Annotated in this window: 18 protein-coding genes and 1 pseudogene; 7 read left to right on the top strand and 12 right to left on the bottom strand. The window is 66.8% G+C overall.

The features are described from left to right. Positions 1-48: 48 nt before the first annotated feature. Complete coding sequence (locus tag AB3K92_RS32540) at positions 49-1,131, bottom strand: C40 family peptidase (protein WP_175851338.1); 1,083 nt, start codon at positions 1,129-1,131, stop codon at positions 49-51. 239 nt (positions 1,132-1,370) lie between these two features. Continuing rightward, positions 1,371-3,173 (bottom strand): PhoH family protein, encoded by a 1,803-nt coding sequence (locus AB3K92_RS32535; RefSeq protein WP_042972757.1) that lies wholly within the window; start codon positions 3,171-3,173, stop codon positions 1,371-1,373. Here AB3K92_RS32535 and AB3K92_RS32530 point away from each other — a divergent pair. Beyond that, positions 3,069-3,310: pseudogene (locus tag AB3K92_RS32530) on the top strand (hypothetical protein); the annotation flags it as partial. The gene AB3K92_RS32535 and the pseudogene AB3K92_RS32530 overlap by 105 nt on opposite strands. Positions 3,311-3,508: 198 nt before the next feature. Here the strand turns inward: AB3K92_RS32530 and AB3K92_RS32525 are convergent. From AB3K92_RS32525 to AB3K92_RS32485, 9 genes are all read right to left on the bottom strand, one after another. Then, positions 3,509-3,970, bottom strand: a complete 462-nt coding sequence (locus AB3K92_RS32525; RefSeq protein WP_011657063.1) for a peroxiredoxin — start codon at positions 3,968-3,970, stop codon at positions 3,509-3,511. A 108-nt stretch (positions 3,971-4,078) separates the two neighbouring features. Next, on the bottom strand, positions 4,079-4,975 hold the full coding sequence (locus tag AB3K92_RS32520; protein WP_021156515.1) for a polysaccharide deacetylase family protein: 897 nt from the start codon (positions 4,973-4,975) through the stop codon (positions 4,079-4,081). A 13-nt stretch (positions 4,976-4,988) separates the two neighbouring features. After that, the gene (locus AB3K92_RS32515) at positions 4,989-6,044 is read right to left on the bottom strand and encodes a bifunctional UDP-4-keto-pentose/UDP-xylose synthase (protein ID WP_006482864.1); all 1,056 of its coding nucleotides are present in this window, start codon (positions 6,042-6,044) and stop codon (positions 4,989-4,991) included. After that, complete coding sequence (locus AB3K92_RS32510; protein ID WP_021156514.1) at positions 6,041-6,988, bottom strand: formyltransferase; 948 nt, start codon at positions 6,986-6,988, stop codon at positions 6,041-6,043. Before AB3K92_RS32510 ends, AB3K92_RS32515 begins: the two co-directional genes overlap by 4 nt. Continuing rightward, a complete protein-coding gene (locus tag AB3K92_RS32505; RefSeq protein WP_060275158.1) occupies positions 6,985-8,022 on the bottom strand; it encodes a glycosyltransferase in 1,038 nt (345 codons plus the stop codon). Before AB3K92_RS32505 ends, AB3K92_RS32510 begins: the two co-directional genes overlap by 4 nt. Before the next feature lie 6 nt (positions 8,023-8,028). Then, the gene (locus AB3K92_RS32500; RefSeq protein WP_021156512.1) at positions 8,029-9,180 is read right to left on the bottom strand and encodes a DegT/DnrJ/EryC1/StrS aminotransferase family protein; all 1,152 of its coding nucleotides are present in this window, start codon (positions 9,178-9,180) and stop codon (positions 8,029-8,031) included. A gap of 130 nt (positions 9,181-9,310) precedes the next feature. Continuing rightward, positions 9,311-9,682 carry an EamA family transporter gene (locus AB3K92_RS32495; RefSeq protein WP_021156511.1) on the bottom strand — a complete coding sequence of 124 codons (372 nt, stop codon included), beginning with the start codon at positions 9,680-9,682 and terminating at the stop codon, positions 9,311-9,313. Positions 9,683-9,695: 13 nt separating this feature from the next. Continuing rightward, positions 9,696-11,372 carry a glycosyltransferase family 39 protein gene (locus tag AB3K92_RS32490; protein ID WP_059553294.1) on the bottom strand — a complete coding sequence of 559 codons (1,677 nt, stop codon included), beginning with the start codon at positions 11,370-11,372 and terminating at the stop codon, positions 9,696-9,698. A 124-nt stretch (positions 11,373-11,496) separates the two neighbouring features. Beyond that, positions 11,497-11,871, bottom strand: a complete 375-nt coding sequence (locus AB3K92_RS32485; protein WP_021156508.1) for an Mth938-like domain-containing protein — start codon at positions 11,869-11,871, stop codon at positions 11,497-11,499. A gap of 316 nt (positions 11,872-12,187) precedes the next feature. Here AB3K92_RS32485 and AB3K92_RS32480 point away from each other — a divergent pair, with 316 nt between their 5' ends. The 6 genes from AB3K92_RS32480 (at position 12,188) to AB3K92_RS32455 (ending at position 18,538) form a co-directional block, all read left to right on the top strand. Beyond that, positions 12,188-13,426 carry a pyridoxal phosphate-dependent aminotransferase gene (locus AB3K92_RS32480; RefSeq protein WP_021156506.1) on the top strand — a complete coding sequence of 413 codons (1,239 nt, stop codon included), beginning with the start codon at positions 12,188-12,190 and terminating at the stop codon, positions 13,424-13,426. Positions 13,427-13,478: 52 nt separating this feature from the next. Next, positions 13,479-14,807, top strand: a complete 1,329-nt coding sequence (locus tag AB3K92_RS32475) for a homoserine dehydrogenase (RefSeq protein WP_021156505.1) — start codon at positions 13,479-13,481, stop codon at positions 14,805-14,807. Between the two features lie 14 nt (positions 14,808-14,821). Further along, positions 14,822-16,273 (top strand): threonine synthase, encoded by a 1,452-nt coding sequence (gene thrC, locus AB3K92_RS32470; RefSeq protein ID WP_059494224.1) that lies wholly within the window; start codon positions 14,822-14,824, stop codon positions 16,271-16,273. Positions 16,274-16,526: 253 nt separating this feature from the next. Then, the gene (gene glp / locus AB3K92_RS32465; protein ID WP_048021055.1) at positions 16,527-17,774 is read left to right on the top strand and encodes a gephyrin-like molybdotransferase Glp; all 1,248 of its coding nucleotides are present in this window, start codon (positions 16,527-16,529) and stop codon (positions 17,772-17,774) included. Positions 17,775-17,793: 19 nt separating this feature from the next. Continuing rightward, complete coding sequence (moaD, locus tag AB3K92_RS32460; protein ID WP_011352296.1) at positions 17,794-18,051, top strand: molybdopterin converting factor subunit 1; 258 nt, start codon at positions 17,794-17,796, stop codon at positions 18,049-18,051. Positions 18,052-18,061: 10 nt separating this feature from the next. Then, a complete protein-coding gene (locus AB3K92_RS32455) occupies positions 18,062-18,538 on the top strand; it encodes a molybdenum cofactor biosynthesis protein MoaE (protein ID WP_021156501.1) in 477 nt (158 codons plus the stop codon). Positions 18,539-18,618: 80 nt separating this feature from the next. Here AB3K92_RS32455 and AB3K92_RS32450 read toward each other — a convergent pair whose 3' ends face one another. Next, positions 18,619-19,188 carry a group III truncated hemoglobin gene (locus AB3K92_RS32450; RefSeq protein ID WP_369466585.1) on the bottom strand — a complete coding sequence of 190 codons (570 nt, stop codon included), beginning with the start codon at positions 19,186-19,188 and terminating at the stop codon, positions 18,619-18,621. Positions 19,189-19,393: the final 205 nt, after the last annotated feature.

Here is a 19,393-nt window from a genome sequence, read left to right as displayed (position 1 = left end):
GGCGGCGGATGCCGCCAACCTCGCGGCGGTCGAAGGTCGAGCGACCGGTCAGTAACTGCCGTTCGCGAACCGCGCGATCGGATCGTCTGCCGTACTCGTGCGCGGACTGACGGGCGCGGATTGCGTCGACGCACGCCACACCTGCACGGGCTCGATGCTGCGTGGAGGCATCGACGTGGTGGCGGGCGGCGGTTCGGCATCGAAGGCGGCGGCCTGGGCGGCCGTCAGCGCGGTCGTCGGAATCTGCGTGCCGACTTCCGCCGTGGCGGCGGGTGCGGCATTGGCCGTCGTCGCGGTCATCTCGTCATTCATCGACGTGGCCTGCTGCTGGGCCGCCTGCATCCGCGAGGGCGGCGGTTCGTACGGATCGGCGGCCGGTGCTGCCGGTGCAACTGCGGCCGTCGTCACGACCGGCGTGGTCGGGGCGGGCGCCTGCACCTGCGCAGCTCTCGCTTGCGACGACGCAGTCGCGGGTTGCCGCGGCGCGGTAGCAGCCGTCACGACCACCGGAGCAGCCGCGACCGCCGGCGAATTGCGCGGCTCGTCGCGCTTGGCCTCGTAGGTCGGCGCATCGAACGGCGTCGGTGCCCCGCGCGGCGGCGCGACGCGGCGAATGCCGTCGAAACGCTTGGCCCAGTACGGGTTCGTCAGGTAGTCGAGCCGCACGGTGCCGCCCGTCGACGGTGCGTTGACGAAGCGCAGCTTGCCGACGTAGATGCCGACGTGCGAATGCGGCCGTCCGGTCGTGTTGAAGAAGATCAGGTCGCCCGGCGCGATCTGCTCGGGCTCGACCGATACGCCGCGGCCGCTCATGTCGGCGGTCGTGCGCGGCAGGTTCACGTCGGCTGCGCGGCCGATCACGTAGCGCACGAGCCCGCTGCAGTCGAAGCCGCTCGTCGGCGTGTTGCCGCCCCAGCGATATGGGACGCCGACGAGGCTCATCGCCTGGATCGAAATTTCTTCCTGGCCGACGCTGTGATCGACGAACTTCGGGAAATTGGCGGGAGCGGGGAATGCGCGCGGCGTCGTGATCCTCATGCCCGACGCGGGGCGCGATGCCGACTGCGGCGGCACGCTGGAGCAGGCCGCAAGCAGTGAAACGACAGCAACGGGAACCCAGATTCGAAGCATGGCAAGGCGGGCGAGCGCGGGACGCTCGCGAATCGTATGACAACAGACAGACCCGATGGTAGACGTTCCGGCGGGGCTTAATCAACCATTCCTGAGAATTTACTTGAAGTTTCGCGCGTAAGTGCGGCTGTTGCGTAACGATGCATGACCAACGTTTCAGACCCCAAAAATAAAAACGGCGCTCCGGGAACGGAGCGCCGCGATGCGTCGACGGCCGGCCGACGGGCCGGCCTGTCGCGTTACAGGATGTCCGACGCGTAGTCGGCGAGTCGCGAGCGTTCGCCGCGCGCGAGCGTCACGTGGCCGCTGTGGCCCCAGCCCTTGAAGCGGTCGACGACGTACGTGAGCCCCGAGCTGCCTTCGGTCAGGTAAGGCGTGTCGATCTGCGCGATGTTGCCGAGGCACACGATCTTCGTGCCCGGGCCCGCACGCGTGACGAGCGTCTTCATCTGCTTCGGCGTCAGGTTCTGCGCCTCGTCGATGATCAGGTACTTGTCGACGAACGTGCGGCCGCGCATGAAGTTCATGCTCTTCACCTTCAGGCGCGAACGGATCAGTTCCTGCGTCGCGGCACGCCCCCATTCACCGGCGGCGTCGTCGGTCTTCTGCAGCACTTCGAGGTTGTCGTCGAAGGCACCCATCCACGGCTGCATCTTCTCTTCCTCGGTGCCGGGCAGGAAACCGATGTCCTCGCCGACGGGCACGGTCGCGCGCGTCACGATGATCTCGTTGTAGCGCTTGTCGTCGAGCACCTGCGCGAGGCCGGCCGCGAGCGCGACGAGCGTCTTGCCGGTACCGGCCTGGCCGAGCAGCGTGACGAAGTCGATCTCCGGGTTCATCAGCAGGTTCAGCGCGAAATTCTGCTCGCGATTGCGCGCCGTGATGCCCCACACGTTGTTCTTGTGGTGGCTGTAGTCGCGCAGCGTCTGCAGCAGCGCCGTCTTGCCGTTCAGTTCGCGGACGATCGCATGGAACGTCGGCTCGCCGTTCTGCGGCTCGAGATAGACGAACTCGTTGACGAGCATCGACGCGACGAGCGGGCCCGTCACGCGGTAGTACGTGGTGCCCGTCTTCGTGTCCTGCCAGCTCTCCATGCCCTTCGCATGCTTGGTCCAGAAATCCTGCGGCAGCTCACGCACGCCGTTGTACAGGAGATCCGAATCCTCGAGCACCTGGTCGTTGAAGTAGTCTTCAGCGGGCAGGCCGAGCGCATGCGCCTTGATCCGCATGTTGATGTCTTTCGACACCAGCACGACCTGGCGGTCCGGCCGGTCGCGCTGCAGCGCGCGCACGACGCCGAGGATCTGGTTGTCGGCCTTGCCTTCGGGCAGGCCTTCGACGGGCGCGATGTCGGTGAGCTTCGTCTGGAAGTACAGGCGGCCGACCGCCTCGCGGCTGCCGAGGCGCGACAGCGGAATGCCGGCCGTGATCGGGCCCGCGTCGGCGACGAGCGCGTCGAGCGTGCGGCTGACCTGGCGTGCGTTGCGCGCGACTTCGGACATCCCCTTCTTGTGGTTGTCGAGTTCCTCGAGCGTCATCATCGGCAGATAGACGTCGTGTTCCTCGAAGCGGAAGAGGCTGCTCGGGTCGTGCATCAGCACGTTGGTGTCGAGCACGAACAGTTTCTGCTGTTCGGCTTCGGCGGCCTTGCGGCTGCGCGATTTCGTCGCGGCGCCCGTGTCGCGCGCGGGAGCCGCGGCCGGTTTGCCGGCGGCCGGCTTGTCGTTGCGCGCGACGACCGGCGCCGCGGGTTCGGCGGGTGCCGGCATCGGCTGCAACAGTGCGGCCGTCTGTCTGGTCTTGCGACCGCGTGCGGGTGCGCTCGCGGTTTCCTGCGCCGAAGACGCGACGGCGCGCAGCGGCGCGGCCGTGTTCGCGGCTTCGATCATCGGTTGGGCCACGCTCGCCGGACCGTAGTCACCGGCTGTGGATGCGTCCCCTTCGGCGGATTTCTTCGCGGCTTTCGCGGGCCGCGCTTTCGCCTTGTATTCGTCGGGCGGCAGCAGGCTGCCGAGCTTGCTGGGGGGAGTAGGCAAAGGCATGGTGTCCCTCGGGAGGAATCGTGTCGCATGGCGTGCGCCGCTGATCGCATCCTGCGTGACGTAGATGCATGCAGTTTGCGCGCGGTGGCGCACAGGAATTTCGTCTAGCCGGTTCGCCTAAGTGTCGATCAGCTCCTCGATGCGGTAAAGGCCGGACCGGGGAGGGCCGGCGCGCGTTCCATAAAAAAAGCCGCTGCCCCGTCGACAGGGACATGCGGCTCGGCTGATGCCGTCGTGATGCGCGTCAGGTGCCGTGAAGCATTGCAACAGGCACCGGCGCAGCTACGAGAAATATGGGGCGAACTGGCATTCATTGCGGCCCAATATAACGCGCCTCAAAGCGCTTGTACAGCACTTAGCACGTCGTCCACATGACCCGGTACCTTGATGCCGCGCCATGCCTGGCGAAGCACGCCGTCGGCGTCGATCAGGAACGTCGAGCGCTCGATTCCGCGCACTTCCTTCCCATACATTTTCTTCATCTTGATGACATCGAACAGCGCGCACAGCGCTTCGTCGGCATCGGAAATCAGCGGGAACGGCAGTTCGAGCTTTGCCTTGAAATTGTCATGCGAGCGCAGGCTGTCGCGCGACACGCCGATGACTTCCGCACCGGCTTTCTTGAACTTCGGATAGAGATCGCGGAACTGCAGCCCTTCGGTCGTGCAGCCCGGCGTGTTGTCCTTCGGATAGAAGTACAGCACGAGTTTCTTGCCCTTCAGGCCGGACAGCGAAATGTCGCCGCCCGTGGCCGGTGCGGTGAAATCGGGAACTTGACGGTCAACTTCGACGGACACGTGTTTCTCCTGTTGTTATGGAAAGGCGCCGCTGCGGCGGCGCGGTTCGGCGGGGCGTCGCGGCAGCGCGCCGCATGGGCGGCGCGGGCGACGCCGGCGCGCGCGAACTCAGTCGGGCTGGACGATCAGTTCGCCGGAGCGGCCGGGAATTTCGCCCCACGTGACAGGGTACGATGGCAGCGAGTCGCGGTCCAGCGTCGCGTGGTAGTCGCCCATCGTCGCAAACGTGTGGCCTTGCGCGCGCCAGCCGGCGAGCAGTTGCTCGAACACGGGCGCGAGCTTCTGGCCTTCCAGTTCCGCATGCAGCGTGAACACCTGGTCGTGCGGATTGGTTTCGGTGAACTTGAGGATGTGCGCGGCGACGTTGTGCGTGTCGACGCCGTCGATGCCGAGCACTTCGTCGAGCGTCGGCAGCGTGGTCGGCATCTGCACGTGCGACAGCGTGCGGCCGTCGACGACGGGCAGGTACGGCGAATGGCCGCGGCCGTCGGATGCGTAGCGCATCCCCCATGCGTCGATCTGCTCGAACGCGGAATCGTTCATCTGCCAGCCGGCCGCGCCGTGCGTGACGGGCGGCGCACCGAAGATCTCGATGAAGCGCGCGTGACTCTTCTGCATTTCACGCGCGGTCCAGTCGCGATCGCGCGCACGGACGTTGTCCTGCCAGTACACGTGATCCCACGTGTGGATCCCGCATTCGAAGCCGGCCTCGTGAATCGCGCGCATGTCGGCGATCGCGCGGCGGCCGATGTCGGGGCCCGGCAGCAGCACGCCGTACATCAGCTGCTTCACGCCGTAGTGCTCGACCACCGACGTGCGCGACACCTTCTTCAGGAAGCCGGGGCGGAACACGCGCCGCAGCGCCCAGCCCGTGTGATCGGGCCCGAGGCTGAAGAGGAAGGTCGCGCGCGCACTGAAGCGGTCGAAGATGCGCGCGAGGTTCGGCACGCCTTCGCGCGTGCCGCGCAGCGTGTCGACGTCGATCTTGAGGACGATGCGAGCCAAGCGAACGTCCCGCTCAGCCTTGCTGCTCGACGAGCGCGCGCGCGTCGGCGACGTGGCCGCGATACGCTTCGAAGATGTTGCGCAGCGCGTCGTCGAACGTCGCCTGCGGTGCCCAGCCGAGCTCCTGCATCGTGTTGTCGATCTTCGGCACGCGGTTCTGCACGTCCTGGTAGCCGTTGCCATAGTACGCGCCGGACGTCGTCTCGACGAGCTTCACCTGCTTGGCCGAATCGGCGTATTCGGGGAATTCCGCCGCCAGTTCGAGCATCTTGTGCGCGAGTTCGCGAACCGAGAAGTTGTTCTTCGGATTCCCGATGTTGTAGATCTTGCCCGACGCGACGCCGTCCTTGTTCTCGATGATCTTCATCAGCGCGCTGATGCCGTCGCCGATGTCGGTGAACGCGCGCTTCTGCGAGCCGCCGTCGACGAGGCTGATGTTCTCGCCGCGCACGATGTGGCCGAGGAACTGCGTGACGACGCGGGAGCTGCCTTCCTTCGGCGTGTAGATCGAGTCGAGGCCCGGGCCGATCCAGTTGAACGGACGGAACAGCGTGAAGTTCAGGCCTTCCATCCCGTAGCCCCAGATCACGCGATCCATCAGCTGCTTCGAGCACGCGTAGATCCAGCGCGGCTTGTTGATCGGGCCGTAGGTGAGGGCCGATGCATCCGGGTCGAACTGCTCGTCCGAGCACATGCCGTAGACCTCGGAGGTCGACGGGAACACGAGGTGCTTGCCGTACTTGACGGCCGAACGCACGATCGGCAGGTTCGCCTCGAAGTCGAGTTCGAACACGCGCAGCGGCTGCTGGACGTAGGTGGCGGGCGTCGCGATCGCGACGAGCGGCAGGATCACGTCGCACTTCTTCACGTGATACTCGACCCACTCCTTGTTGATCGTGATGTCGCCTTCGAAGAAATGCATCCGCTCGTGGTTGACGAGGTCGCCAAGCCGATCGGTCTGCATGTCCATGCCGAACACTTCCCAATCGGTGGTTTCAAGAATGCGCTTCGACAGGTGATGGCCGATGAAGCCGTTCACACCCAGGATCAGGACTTTTTTTGCTTTCATGAATGACGGGAAGAATGAATGAACTGCGCGAATTCCGCGGGCGTCACGACGGTTTCGCTGCCGTCGCGCTGCTGCCACAGCTCGAGAATGGATAGGGCGCGGCTGTCGCCGCAGACGCCGAATAGCGCATTATCGCTTACGTGCAGGCCGGGCGGCAAATCTGCCGCGGCGGCCGCTGCCGCGCTGCCGGGCGCCGCGAGGCGCGCGCGCGCGATCACGAAACGCGTGCCGTCGACGTCCGTGAACGCGCCCGGATACGGGGGCGCGACCGCGCGCACCAGGTTGTAGACCTGCGCGGCCGGCTTCGACCAGTCGACGCGGCCGTCCTCGGGCTTGCGCCCGCCGTAGTAGCTGCCGGTCGCGAGGTCGTTCGGCAGGTGCGGCGCCTCGCCCGCGAGCAGCGCGGGCAGTACGCGCCAGAGCGTCTGCTCGGCGGCCACCGTGACCTTGTCGAACACCTGCGCGGCCGTGTCGTCCGGCAGGATCGGCACCGCGGTCTGGGCGATGATCGCGCCCGCGTCGGGCTTCGCGGCCATCTCGTGCAGCGTCGCGCCGGTTTCGGTCTCGCCGTTCAGCACGGCCCAGTTGGTCGGTACCCGACCCCGGTATTTCGGCAGCAGCGAACCGTGCATGTTGTACGCGCCGCGCGGCGCGATCGCGAGCAGGTCCACCGGCAGCATGTGACGGTAGTAGAACGAGAAGATGAAATCGGGCTGCGCGTCGGACACCGCGCGGCGCAGCGCCGGATCGGCGGGATCGGCCGGCGTGACGACCGGGATCCCGTGCTCGGCGGCGACCGATGCGACGCTGCCGAACCAGATGTTCTCGTTCGGGTTGTCCTCGTGCGTGACGACGAGTGCGACGTCGACGCCGCGCGCGAGCAGTACCTGCAGGCAGCGCACGCCGACGTTGTGATACGCGAAGACGACTGCGCGCGGTTTCATTGCCCGGCTCCCGTGCGGTTCGCGCCGGCCGGCACCGGCGGCACGCCGTCGTGCTGCTCGAGCACGGCCTGGATCAGGTAGCGCGGCCGCGCGCGCACCTGCTGGTAGATGCGTCCGACGTACTCGCCGAGCAGGCCGAGCGCGAAGATGATCACGCCGAGCAGGAAGAACGTGATCGCGAACAGCGTGAACACGCCTTGCACTTCCGCGCCGACGATGAAGCGTCGCACGAGCAGCAGCACGAACAGCGCGGCGGAGCCGAGCGACAGGATCACGCCGATGAACGACAGCCACTGCAGCGGCACGACCGAGAAGCCCGTCACGAGGTCGAAGTTCAGCCGGATCAGGCTGTACAGCGAGTACTTCGATTCGCCGGCGAAGCGCTCCTCGTGCGCGACCTCGATCTCGGTCGGCTTCTGCGCGAACGTATAGGCGAGCGCGGGGATGAACGTGTTGACTTCGCCGCACACGTTGATCGTATCGATGATGCGGCGGCTGTACGCGCGCAGCATGCAGCCCTGGTCGGTCATCTTGATGCGCGTGATGCGCTCGCGCAGCCGGTTCATCATCTGCGACGCCTTGCGCCGCCACAGGCTGTCCTGGCGCTGCTTGCGGATCGAGCCGACGTAGTCGTAGCCCTCGCGCATCTTCGCGATCAGCTTGGCGATTTCCTCGGGCGGGTTCTGCAGGTCGGCGTCGAGCGTGATGACGATCTCGCCGCGCGATTGCGCGAAGCCGGCGAGGATCGCCATGTGCTGGCCGTAGTTGCCGTTGAGCAGCACGATGCGCGTCGTGTCGGGACGTACGTGGAACTGATCGGCGAGCATCGCGGCCGAGCGGTCGCGGCTGCCGTCGTTGATCAGGATCACTTCGTATGACGTGTCGAGTGCGTCGAGTGCCGGATACAGCCGCGCGAACAGCGCGGCGAGGCCGTCTTCCTCGTTGTACACGGGGATGATGACCGATACTTCGGGACGGCCTGCGTCCAGGTGCCCGGCGCCCGGATGCCCGGCGCGTGCTTCAAGGTGACTCATGTACGCTTAATTTCCGTATTGTTCGCAAATCTGGTTGATGGCGTCGACCACGCGACGCACATCGCCTTCCGTCATCTGCGTGAAGAGCGGCAGCGTGACGGTCGACGCGCCGTACCGTTCGGCGTGGGGGAACATGCCCTCCTTGAAGCCGCGCGCACGGTACAGCGTGAAAAGATGGATCGCCGGGTAGTGGATGCCCGTGCCGATGCCGCGTTCCTTCATCTGCGCCATGAACTCGGCGCGGGTGATCGTCAGCCGCTCGAGCGGCAGCGTGATCAGGAACATGTGCCAGTTGCCGTTCTCGAATTCGGCGACCGGCAGGCCGACGCCGAGTTTCACGGCCGCGCTGCCGTCGAATGCGTCGAAATACGCGCGGGCGAGCGCGCGGCGCTGCGCGGTGAAGCGTTCGATGTGCGGCAGCTGGCCGAGGCCGACACGCGCGGCGACGTCGGTCAGGTTGTACTTGCCGCCGAGCACGTCGCAGTCCATCCCGTCGAAGCCGGTGCGCGTGATGCCCTGCAGCCGGTACTTCTGCGCGAGCGTCGCTTCTTCCTCGTTGTTCAGCACGAGCGCGCCGCCTTCGATCGTCGTGAGGTTCTTGTTCGCGTGGAAGCTGAACGACACGATGTCGCCGATCGCGCCGATGCGCTTGCCGTTCCACGTCGAGCCGAACGCCTGCGCGGCGTCCTCGATCACGCGCAGCTTGTGCGCGCGCGCGATCGCGTACAGGCGGTCCATGTCGACCGGCAGGCCGGACAGGAACACGGGGATGATCGCCTTCGTGCGCGGCGTGATCGCCTGCTCGAGCTTGTCGAGGTCGATGTTGCGCGTGACGGGATCGATGTCGGCGAACACGGGCGTCGCGCCCGTCTCGAGGATCACGTTGCTGGTCGAGACCCACGACGCCGGCGTCGTGATCACCTCGTCGCCGGGGCCGACGCCCGCGATGCGCAGGCCGATCTCGAGCGTGCAGGTGCCCGAGTTGAACGCGCGGACCGGACGGCCGCCGCAGTATTCGGACAGCGCCGCTTCGAATTTCTGGCTTTGCGGGCCGGTGGTGATCCAGCCCGAACGCAGCACTTCGACGACGCCCTGGATGGTTTCCTCATCGATCTCGGGGCGGGTGAACGGCAGAAACGGAGCGGTAGTCTGGCTCATGTACGCTTTGGCCTGTAATGGCGTGTAATAAAAGGGTCGGGCGATCCCGGCCGAAACCGGCATTAAACACCGGTTGGCGGAAACGCACCGTGATTTTTTGTAGGCGGACGCTTAACGCGGCGGAGCGTGCTCAGCTTCGCGCGAGCACCAGCACGCCGATCAGGATGATGCCGATGCCGACGAGCCGCTGGATCGACAGCACCTCGCCGAACAGGTACCAGGCCGCGAAAGCGTTGACGACGTAGCCGAGCGACAGCATCGGGTACGCGATCGACACGTCGACCCGCGACAGCCCGAGGATCCAGACCACGACGCTCAGCACGTAGCAGCCGAGGCCGCCGATGATCGGCAGCTGGGTGGCGATCTTCAGCCCGACCGGGATGATGTTCGCACGGCTGAACTCGAAGTGCCCGACGGCGTTGACGCCGGCCTTCAGCAGCAGTTGCGCAACGGCGTTGAGCATCACGCCGGTGACGATGCAGACGAGCGAAACGGGATTCATGCGATGGGCGTCCTTACGATTGCGGTTTCTCGACGATCACGCGACGGTTGTCGCGCGCGATCACGCGCATCGGCACGCCTTGCTTGACCAGGGCGTCGTACTGGCCCGGCGGCATGATCGCGAGCGCATGGGTTTCCTGCTTCCAGCGCGTGATCCATTCGTCGACGGTCGGAATCCACTTGTTGGGCTCCATCGAGATGCCGAACGCGAGCTCGTCCTGGCGCTGGACCATGATCGTCGTATGGCCCATGTAGAACGGGAACGTGTGATCGAGCATCTCGATCGAGTAGAACGGCGTGTCGGGCGGCAGTTTCGCCAGCTCGGCGCGCACCGTCGGTGCGAGCAGCGCGCCCGAGCTGTAGCGGCCGAACTCGTCGTGCCCCGTGCCGCCGATCGTGCCGAAGGCGAGCCACGCGGCGCCGAACGCGGCAAGCGCGGCGGCGACGCCCGTGCGGCGGTTCAGCCAGGCGGCCCCGAGCGTCAGCGCGGCGGCGACCGCGAGGCCCGCGTACAGCCACATCTGGAACGCGCGGTACAGCGCGTTCGGCGTGCGGGCATCGCCCTGGTACGCGAGGAAGATGATCCCGAACGCCGCGGCGACGAAGAACACGAGGTAGCCGAGCAGGTGGCGGCGGAACCGGTCGGCGGTCATCAGCGGCAGGTACGCGCCGATGATCAGCGCGAGCGCCGGCGCGACCGGCAGCACGTACGAGATCAGCTTCGAATGCGACGCGCTGAAGAACAGGAAGATGAATGCGCTCCAGATCAGCAGCACGAGCATCGGCGAGAAGCCGTTCGGCTGGCGCGGCATCCGCAGCGCATGGCGGATGCTCTGCCACGCAACCGACAGCCACGGCAGGAAGCCGACCAGCAGCACGGGCACGAAGTAATAGAGCGGGCCCGGGCGGTTCTGTTCCGGGGTCAGGTACCGGCGGAACTGCTGGACGATGAAGAAGAAGTTGAAGAACTCGGGGTTGCGCTGCTGGACGAGTACGAACCAAGGCGTGACGATCGCGAAGAAGATCACGAGGCCGCTCACCAGGTACAGGCGCTTCCAGAGCGCCCAGTCGCGCGCGATCAACGTATAGAGCACGAGCACGGCGCCGGGCAGGATCAGGCCGACGAGGCCCTTCGACAGCACCGCGAACGCCATCGCGGCCCAGCACGCCCACATCCAGCCGCGTGCCGCGGCCGGGCGCAGCCCGGGCCGTTGCGCGAGCAGCAGCGAGCACAGCGACAGTGCCATCCAGAACGCAAGGCCCATGTCGAGCGCGTTGAAGTGGCCCATCAGGTTCCAGTACGGCGACGCCGCGAGCGCGACGGCGGCGAGGAAGCCCGACAGCGGGTTGAACAGGCGCGCGCCCGTGAAGCCGACCAGCAGCACGCCGGCGAAGCTCGCGACGGCCGTGTAGAGGCGCGCCTGCCATTCGCCGATGCCGAACCACGCGAACGTGAGCGCGTTCAGCCAGGTCTGCAGCGGCGGCTTCTCGAAATACTTGTAGCCGTTGTAGCGCGGCGTGATCCAGTCGCCGGTGACGAACATCTCGCGCGCCATTTCCGCGTAGCGGCCTTCGTCGCTCGGGATCAGGTGGCGCAGCCCGAGCGGCGCGAACCAGACGATCGCGAGCGCGACGACGAGGAGGACGAGCGTGATGCGGTTGAGCGGTAGCCTCGACGGCGTATCGTTCATGGATTTTCAGCCTGTTGGTTGTTGTGACGGGCCGCCGGCGGGTTGCGCCGGGGGCGGGCGGCCTGGCCGGGCCGATCCGGGGGATCGACCCGCTGCGCCGGCCCGAGTTTTACCGCATCGCGGATTAACGTTCAATTAAGAGCGCGGCGGCGACTTTGCGGCCTTCGGCCATCAGGATGTTGTAGGTGCGGCAGGCCGCCTGGAAATCCATCGTCTCGACGCCGATCCGCTTGGCCGTGAGCGCCGCGACGAGGCGCGGGTGCGGGAAGCGCAGCCGTGCGCCGCTGCCGAAGATCACGAGTTCGGGGGTCGGTTCGAGCAGCATCGCGAAATGCTCGGGCGCGAGCGCATCGAACGACGACACGGGCCACGTCTGGACCGGCGCGCCGGGCAGCACGATGACGCTCGTTTCATGGCGTTCGAGATTGACGTCGACATAATCGGGGCCGTAGCCGGTGACGGTGTTGAGCGCGCCGCTCGCGTCCTGGTGCAGTTTCAAGTCGGTATTCCGCGGTTCCGAAGGGGAATGTGTTGCAGGGCCACAGGGGGCCCGGAAGGCCGGTTTCGCTTGCCCGGGCACGCGGGACGCCTGACGGCGTGGGCCCGGCGCGGCTATGGTGCATTGCGAAAGTCGGCCAAAATCCGCTAAATTATAACTTTTTGGTCGCCCCCGGGCGCCACTTGCGTCGCGCGTCGCCACAAGCCGCGCCCGACCGCCCGCTTTTCCCCAGTCTAGACAGCGCGCACAGACCGGCCGCTTTCCAGTTTTGATCCCGTCCCCCCGGCCGCAAGGCCAACCCAGGAACCGTGTCGTCGTGAAACCGATTCAGAAGTCGAACAAGCTGCTCAACGTCTGCTACGACATCCGTGGCCCGGTGCTCGAGCACGCGAAGCGCCTCGAGGAAGAAGGCCACCGCATCATCAAGCTGAACATCGGCAACCTCGCGCCGTTCGGTTTCGATGCACCGGACGAGATCATCCAGGACATGATCCGCAACCTGCCGACGTCGTCCGGCTATTCGGATTCGAAGGGCGTGTTCTCGGCGCGCAAGGCGGTGATGCACTACACGCAGGAAAAGGGCGTCGTGGGCGTCGGCCTCGACGACATCTACATCGGCAACGGCGCGTCCGAGCTGATCGTGATGGCGACCCAGGCGCTCCTGAACGACGGCGACGAAGTGCTGCTGCCCGCGCCCGACTACCCGCTGTGGACGGCGGCGGTCAGCCTGTCGGGCGGCACGCCGGTGCATTACATCTGCGACGAGCAGAACGCATGGATGCCCGATCTCGACGACATCCGCCGCAAGATCACGCCGAACACGAAGGCGATCGTCGTGATCAACCCGAACAACCCGACGGGCGCGCTTTATTCGGACGAATTGCTGCTCGAACTGCTCGAGATCGCGCGCCAGCACGGGCTGATCGTGTTCGCCGACGAGGTGTACGACAAGATCGTCTACGACGGCCTCGAGCACACGGCGCTGGGTTCGCTGTCGGAGGACGTGATCACCGTCACGTTCAACAGCCTGTCGAAGAGCTATCGTTCGTGCGGCTACCGCGCGGGCTGGATGGCCGTGTCGGGCCTCGGCGGCGACAACCGCCGGCGCGCGAAGGATTACCTCGAGGGGCTCGGCATCCTGTCGTCGATGCGCCTGTGCGCGAACGTGCCCGGGCAGTTCGCGATCCAGACGGCGCTCGGCGGCTACCAGAGCATCAACGAGCTGATCGTGCCGAGCGGGCGCCTGTACAAGCAGCGCGAACTCGCGTACGACATGCTCACGTCGATCCCTGGCGTGACCTGCGTGAAGCCGCAGGCCGCGCTGTACATGTTCCCGCGCCTCGACCCGAAGCTTTATCCGATCCAGAACGACCAGCAGTTCATTCTCGACCTGTTGCTCGAGGAGCGCGTACTGCTCGTGCAGGGCACGGGCTTCAACTGGACGACGCCGGACCACTTCCGCGTGGTCTTCCTGCCGAACCTCGACGACCTGACCGATTCGATCAACCGGATCGCACGCTTCCTCGACGGCTACCGCAAGCGCCATTCGGCCTGAGCGGCAGGGCCACACGGTACTCACTACTTCTTACTCATCGATCACACGCAGCATGGAACCGATCAAAGTTGGCCTGTTGGGCTTCGGCACGGTGGGCAGCGGCACCTTCACGGTGCTGGGCCGCAACCAGGAAGAAATCAAGCGACGCGCGGGGCGCGGCATCGAGGTGACGCGCATTGCGGTGCGCAACCCGGCCAAGGCGCTGGCTGCGCTCGGCGGCGACGCCGGCGCTGCGCAGATCACCGACGATTTCAACGCGGTCGTCGATGATCCGTCGATCGCGATCGTCGCCGAGATGATCGGCGGCACCGGCATCGCGCGCGACCTCGTGCTGCGCGCGATCGCGAACGGCAAGCATGTCGTGACGGCCAACAAGGCGCTGCTCGCGGTGCACGGCACCGAGATCTTCGAGGCCGCGCGCGCGAAGGGCGTGATGGTCGCGTTCGAGGCGGCCGTCGCCGGCGGCATCCCGATCATCAAGGCGCTGCGCGAAGGCCTGACCGCGAACCGCATCCAGTACATCGCGGGCATCATCAACGGCACGACCAACTACATCCTGTCGGAAATGCGCGATCGCGGGCTCGACTTCGCGACCGCGCTGAAGGCCGCGCAGGAGCTCGGCTACGCGGAAGCCGATCCGACCTTCGACATCGAAGGCGTCGACGCCGCGCACAAGGCGACGATCATGAGCGCGATCGCGTTCGGCGTGCCGGTGCAGTTCGACCGCGCATACGTCGAAGGCATCAGCAAGCTCGACGCGACCGACATCCGCTACGCGGAAGAGCTCGGCTACCGGATCAAGCTGCTCGGCATCGCGCGCCGCGCCGCAAACGGCATCGAGCTGCGCGTGCACCCGACGCTGATCCCGGAAAAGCGCCTGCTCGCGAACGTCGAGGGCGCGATGAACGCGGTCGTCGTGCACGGCGACGCGGTCGGCACGACGCTGTATTACGGCAAGGGCGCGGGCGCGGAGCCGACCGCGTCGGCCGTGGTCGCGGATCTCGTCGACGTCACGCGCCTGCACACGGCGGACCCGGAGCATCGCGTGCCGCATCTCGCGTTCCAGCCGGACAGCCTGTCGAACACGCCGATCCTGCCGATCGAGGAAGTGACGAGCGGCTACTACCTGCGCCTGCGCGTCGCCGACCAGACGGGCGTGCTGGCCGACATCACGCGCATCCTCGCCGCATCGGGCATCTCGATCGACGCGCTGCTGCAGAAGGAATCGGAGCAGATCGACGGCGCGAACGGCGAGACCGACATCATCCTGATCACGCACGAGACGGTCGAGAAGAACGTCAACGCGGCGATCGCGCAGATCGAGAGCCTCTCGACGGTGGTCTCGAAGGTAACGAAGCTGCGCATGGAAGCGCTGAACTGAGGACGGAAGGCGACATGAACTACATCTCCACGCGCGGCGCCGGCATCGGCGAGCGCCACACGTTCTCCGACATCCTGCTCGGCGGCCTCGCGAAGGACGGCGGGCTGTACCTGCCGTCCGAATATCCGAAGGTGTCGGCCGACGAGCTCGCGCGCTGGCGCACGCTGTCGTATGCGGATCTCGCGTTCGAGATCCTGTCGAAGTTCTGCGACGACGTGCCGGCCGACGACCTGCGCGCGATCACGCGCCGCACGTACACGGCCGACGTGTACCGCAACACGCGCCATGGCGAGAACGCGTCCGACATCACGCCGCTGAAGACGCTCGGCACCGAGAACGGCGCGGCGCTGTCGCTGCTGGAACTGTCGAACGGCCCGACGCTCGCGTTCAAGGACATGGCGATGCAGCTGCTCGGCAGCCTGTTCGAGTACACGCTCGCGAAGCACGGGCAGACGCTGAACATTCTCGGCGCGACGTCCGGCGACACGGGCAGCGCGGCCGAATACGCGATGCGCGGCAAGGCCGGCGTGCGCGTGTTCATGCTGTCGCCGCACAAGAAGATGAGCGCGTTCCAGACGGCCCAGATGTTCAGCCTGCAGGATCCGAACATCTTCAACCTCGCGGTCGAGGGCGTGTTCGACGACTGCCAGGACATCGTGAAGGCGGTGTCGAACGATCACGCGTTCAAGGCGCAGCAGAAGATCGGCACGGTCAACTCGATCAACTGGGCGCGCGTCGTCGCGCAGGTCGTGTACTACTTCAAGGGCTACTTCGCGGCGACGCAGTCCAACGACGAGCGCGTGTCGTTCACGGTGCCGTCGGGCAACTTCGGCAACGTCTGCGCGGGCCACATCGCGCGGATGATGGGCCTGCCGATCGCGAAGCTCGTGGTCGCGACCAACGAGAACGACGTGCTCGACGAGTTCTTCCGCACGGGCGCGTATCGCGTGCGCAGCGCCGAGAACACCTATCACACGAGCAGCCCGAGCATGGACATCTCGAAGGCATCGAACTTCGAGCGCTTCGTGTTCGACCTGCTCGGCCGCGATCCGGCGCGCGTGATGCAGCTGTTCCGCGACGTCGAGGAGAAAGGCGGCTTCGATCTCGCGGCGAGCGGCGATTTCGCACGGGTCGCCGAGTTCGGTTTCGTGTCGGGCCGCAGCAGCCACACGGACCGCATCGCGACGATCCGCGACGTGTTCTCGCGTTACGACACGATGATCGATACGCACACGGCCGACGGCGTGAAGGTCGCGCGCGAGCATCTCGACGCGGGCGTGCCGATGGTCGTGCTCGAGACCGCACAGCCGATCAAGTTCGGCGAGACGATTCGCGAGGCGCTCGATCGCGAAGCCGAGCGTCCGGCCGCATTCGACGGGCTCGAGGCGCTGCCGCAACGTTTCGAGGTCGTGAAGGCCGATGCGCAGCAGGTGAAGGACTTCATCGCCGCCCATACGGGCGCATGACGCGTGGCCGGGCCGCGGGCCCGGCAGCGCAGGACGGCCGGAATGCCGATTCGTCGAACGGATCGGGGTTCCGGCCGTTTCGTTTGGCGGTGCCGCGCCGCGCGGCTGCGGTCAAACCGGCATCGCGCGTGAAACAAGTGCCAGACCCGCGCGTTCGCGCGAATCACAGTTTCCGCATGTCCGCCATATCGCGCGTCCGCGCGACGGCGTCGCTACAATGACGTATTGCATCCAACGATCCCCGATTCCATCGATGTCGAACCCGAATCCCGCGGCGCCGCGCGCGCCGATGCTGTCGACCGCCGAGGCGCTCGCCGCGCTGCTCGATGCCGCGAAGCCGTTGCCCGGCGTCGAAACCGTCGCCACGCTCGATGCGCTCGGCCGCGTGCTGGCGGCCGACGTGAGCTCGCCGCTCGACGTGCCGCCGATGCATACGAGCGCGATGGACGGCTATGCGGTGCGCGTCGCCGACCTGCTGCATGGCGAGCGGCGTTTGCCGGTGTCGCAGCGCATTCCGGCGGGCCATCCGGCCGCGCCGCTCGTTGCCGGCACGGCCGCGCGGATCTTCACCGGCGCGACGGTGCCGCCCGGCGCCGACGCTGTCGTGATGCAGGAGCAGGCGTCGGCCGACGGCGATGCGGTCGAGATCCTGCACACGCCGAAGGCCGGTGAATGGATCACAGCGCAGGGCGCGGATATCCGGCAGGGCTCGGTGATCCTGCCGGCCGGCACGCGGCTCACGCCGCAGGCGCTCGGTCTTGCCGCATCGGTCGGCTGCGCGCAGTTGCTGGTCGCGCGGCGGATTCGCGTCGCGGTGTTCTTCACCGGCGACGAACTGACGATGCCGGGCGAGCCGCTGAAGCCCGGCGCGATCTACAACTCGAACCGCTTCACACTGCGCGGGCTGCTGGAGCGGCTCGGCTGCCACGTGACCGACTACGGGATCGTGCCCGATTCGCTCGCTGCGACGCGCGACACGCTGCGCGCGGCCGCGCGCGATCACGACGTGATCCTGACGAGCGGCGGCGTGTCGGTCGGCGACGAGGATCACGTGAAGCCGGCCGTCGAGGCCGAAGGGCGGCTCGCGCTGTGGCAGATCGCGATGAAGCCCGGCAAGCCGCTTGCCTACGGCGCGGTGCGCCGCGGCGACGATCGCCCCGATGCGCACTTCATCGGGCTGCCCGGCAACCCGGTATCGAGTTTCGTCACGTTCCTGCTGTTCGTGCGGCCGTTCCTGCTGCGCCTGTCCGGCGTGCGCGACGTCGCGCCGCGCGCGCTGTCGCTGCGTGCCGACTTCTCGCAACGCAAGGGCGACCGCCGCAACGAATTCCTGCGTGCCCGCGTGAACGCGGCCGGCGGCCTCGACCTGTTCCCGAACCAGAGTTCGGCGGTGCTGACGTCGACGGTGTGGGGCGACGGCCTGATCGACAATCCGCCGCAGCACGCGATCAGCGCCGGCGAGACCGTGCGTTTCATTCCGTTTTCCGAACTGCTGTCGTAACGCGACGGCTTCCCGAACCATGAAGATTCAGCTGAAATTTTTTGCAAGCGTACGCGAGGCACTGGGTGTGGCCGACGAGCAGGCCGACGTGCCGGACAGCGTCACGACCGTGGGCGACGTGCGCGCATGGCTGCGCGTGCGCGGCGGGGCATGGGCCGAGACGCTCGCGGAAGGGCGCGCGCTGCGCATGGCGTGCAATCACGAGATGACCGATCCCGATACGCGGCTCACCGAAGGCTGCGAAGTGGCGTTCTTTCCGCCGGTGACGGGCGGTTGAGGCATCGGCAATGGCAACGGTACGAATCCAGACCGACGACTTCGACCTGAACGCCGAGGTCGCGGCATTGCGTGCGCGCAACCCGAAGATCGGCGCGGTCGCGTGCTTCGTCGGCACGGTGCGCGATCTGAACGAAGGTGATGCGGTTGCCGCGATGGAACTCGAGCACTATCCGGGGATGACCGAGAAGGCGCTCGAGAAGATTGCCGCCGAGGCCGGCCGGCGCTGGCCGGGCATCGACGTCGCGATCGTGCATCGCGTCGGCAGGCTCCTGCCGCTCGACCAGATCGTGATGGTCGCCACGGTTGCGTCGCACCGCGGCGACGCGTTCGCGTCGTGCGAGTTCGTGATGGACTACCTGAAGACCGAAGCGCCGTTCTGGAAGAAGGAAACCACGCCGGACGGCGAGCGCTGGGTCGACGCGCGCAGCACCGACGATGCCGCGCTCGCGCGCTGGGGGATCGAATCGGGCAATACACGACGCTGAGCGCGGCGTCGGCCTCGTGCGGCAAGGTAGCGCAGCACGCAAGCGCCGCGCGCGACGGCAACCCGTGACGGCAACCCCCGTTATGCGTCCGGATCGGTGCTGCGCCCGATGATCTTCGCCGGAAACGGCTCGCCGCGGGCACGCGACGGCAACGCGTGCGGATCGTCGCACCCGTCGTCCCCGCCGCGGCGGCGCGGTGCGATCGCGTCGAGCAGCGCCTGCTGCTCGGGCGGAATCCGGTAATCCCAGCCGAAGCGGCTCAACTGCAGGCTCTGTGCGATCCGCAGCGCCGGCTCCATGAAGCGGATCGCCGCGGGCGGTGCGTAGCGCGCCTCGACGGTCTTCAGGAACAGCGACAGCCAGCGGCTGAAATGGGCCGGCTCGATCCCGCCGAGCGGCTGGTGCGCCTGTTGCACGTTGCCGCGATAGCCCTTGGTGCCGAGCACGAGGCTCGACCAGAACGTGACCATCTTCGGCAGGTGGTCGTCCCAGCGGCCGGCCAGCCTTGCGTCGAACACGGGCCCGAGCAGCGGATCGGTGCGCACGCGGTCGTAGAACGCGTAGACGAGATCGCGGATGTTTTCTTCGGTCGGCTCGGCGTCGCGAGGGCGGGCCGGTGCGGGTTCGGGCGAGGCGGGCAGGGCGGTCATGGCAAAAAAGGGCCGGGAGAGACAGACAACGACGGGGCGGCGGCGCCGGCATCGGGCAGGACGCCGGCCGGATTTTGACGCAAAATAGCGACCAACGACCCCTGAAAAACGTGTAGATGTCACGCATCTTATTGTGCGCGCGCCATCCCGGCAACCCGGGGCCGCGGAACAGGGCTGTCGACCGGCCCCGTGCGCATCCCGATCG

The organism is Burkholderia sp. Bmkn7 (assembly GCF_041103175.1).
Lineage (GTDB): Bacteria > Pseudomonadota > Gammaproteobacteria > Burkholderiales > Burkholderiaceae > Burkholderia > Burkholderia cepacia.
This window is presented reverse-complemented; position numbering and strand designations above follow the sequence as displayed.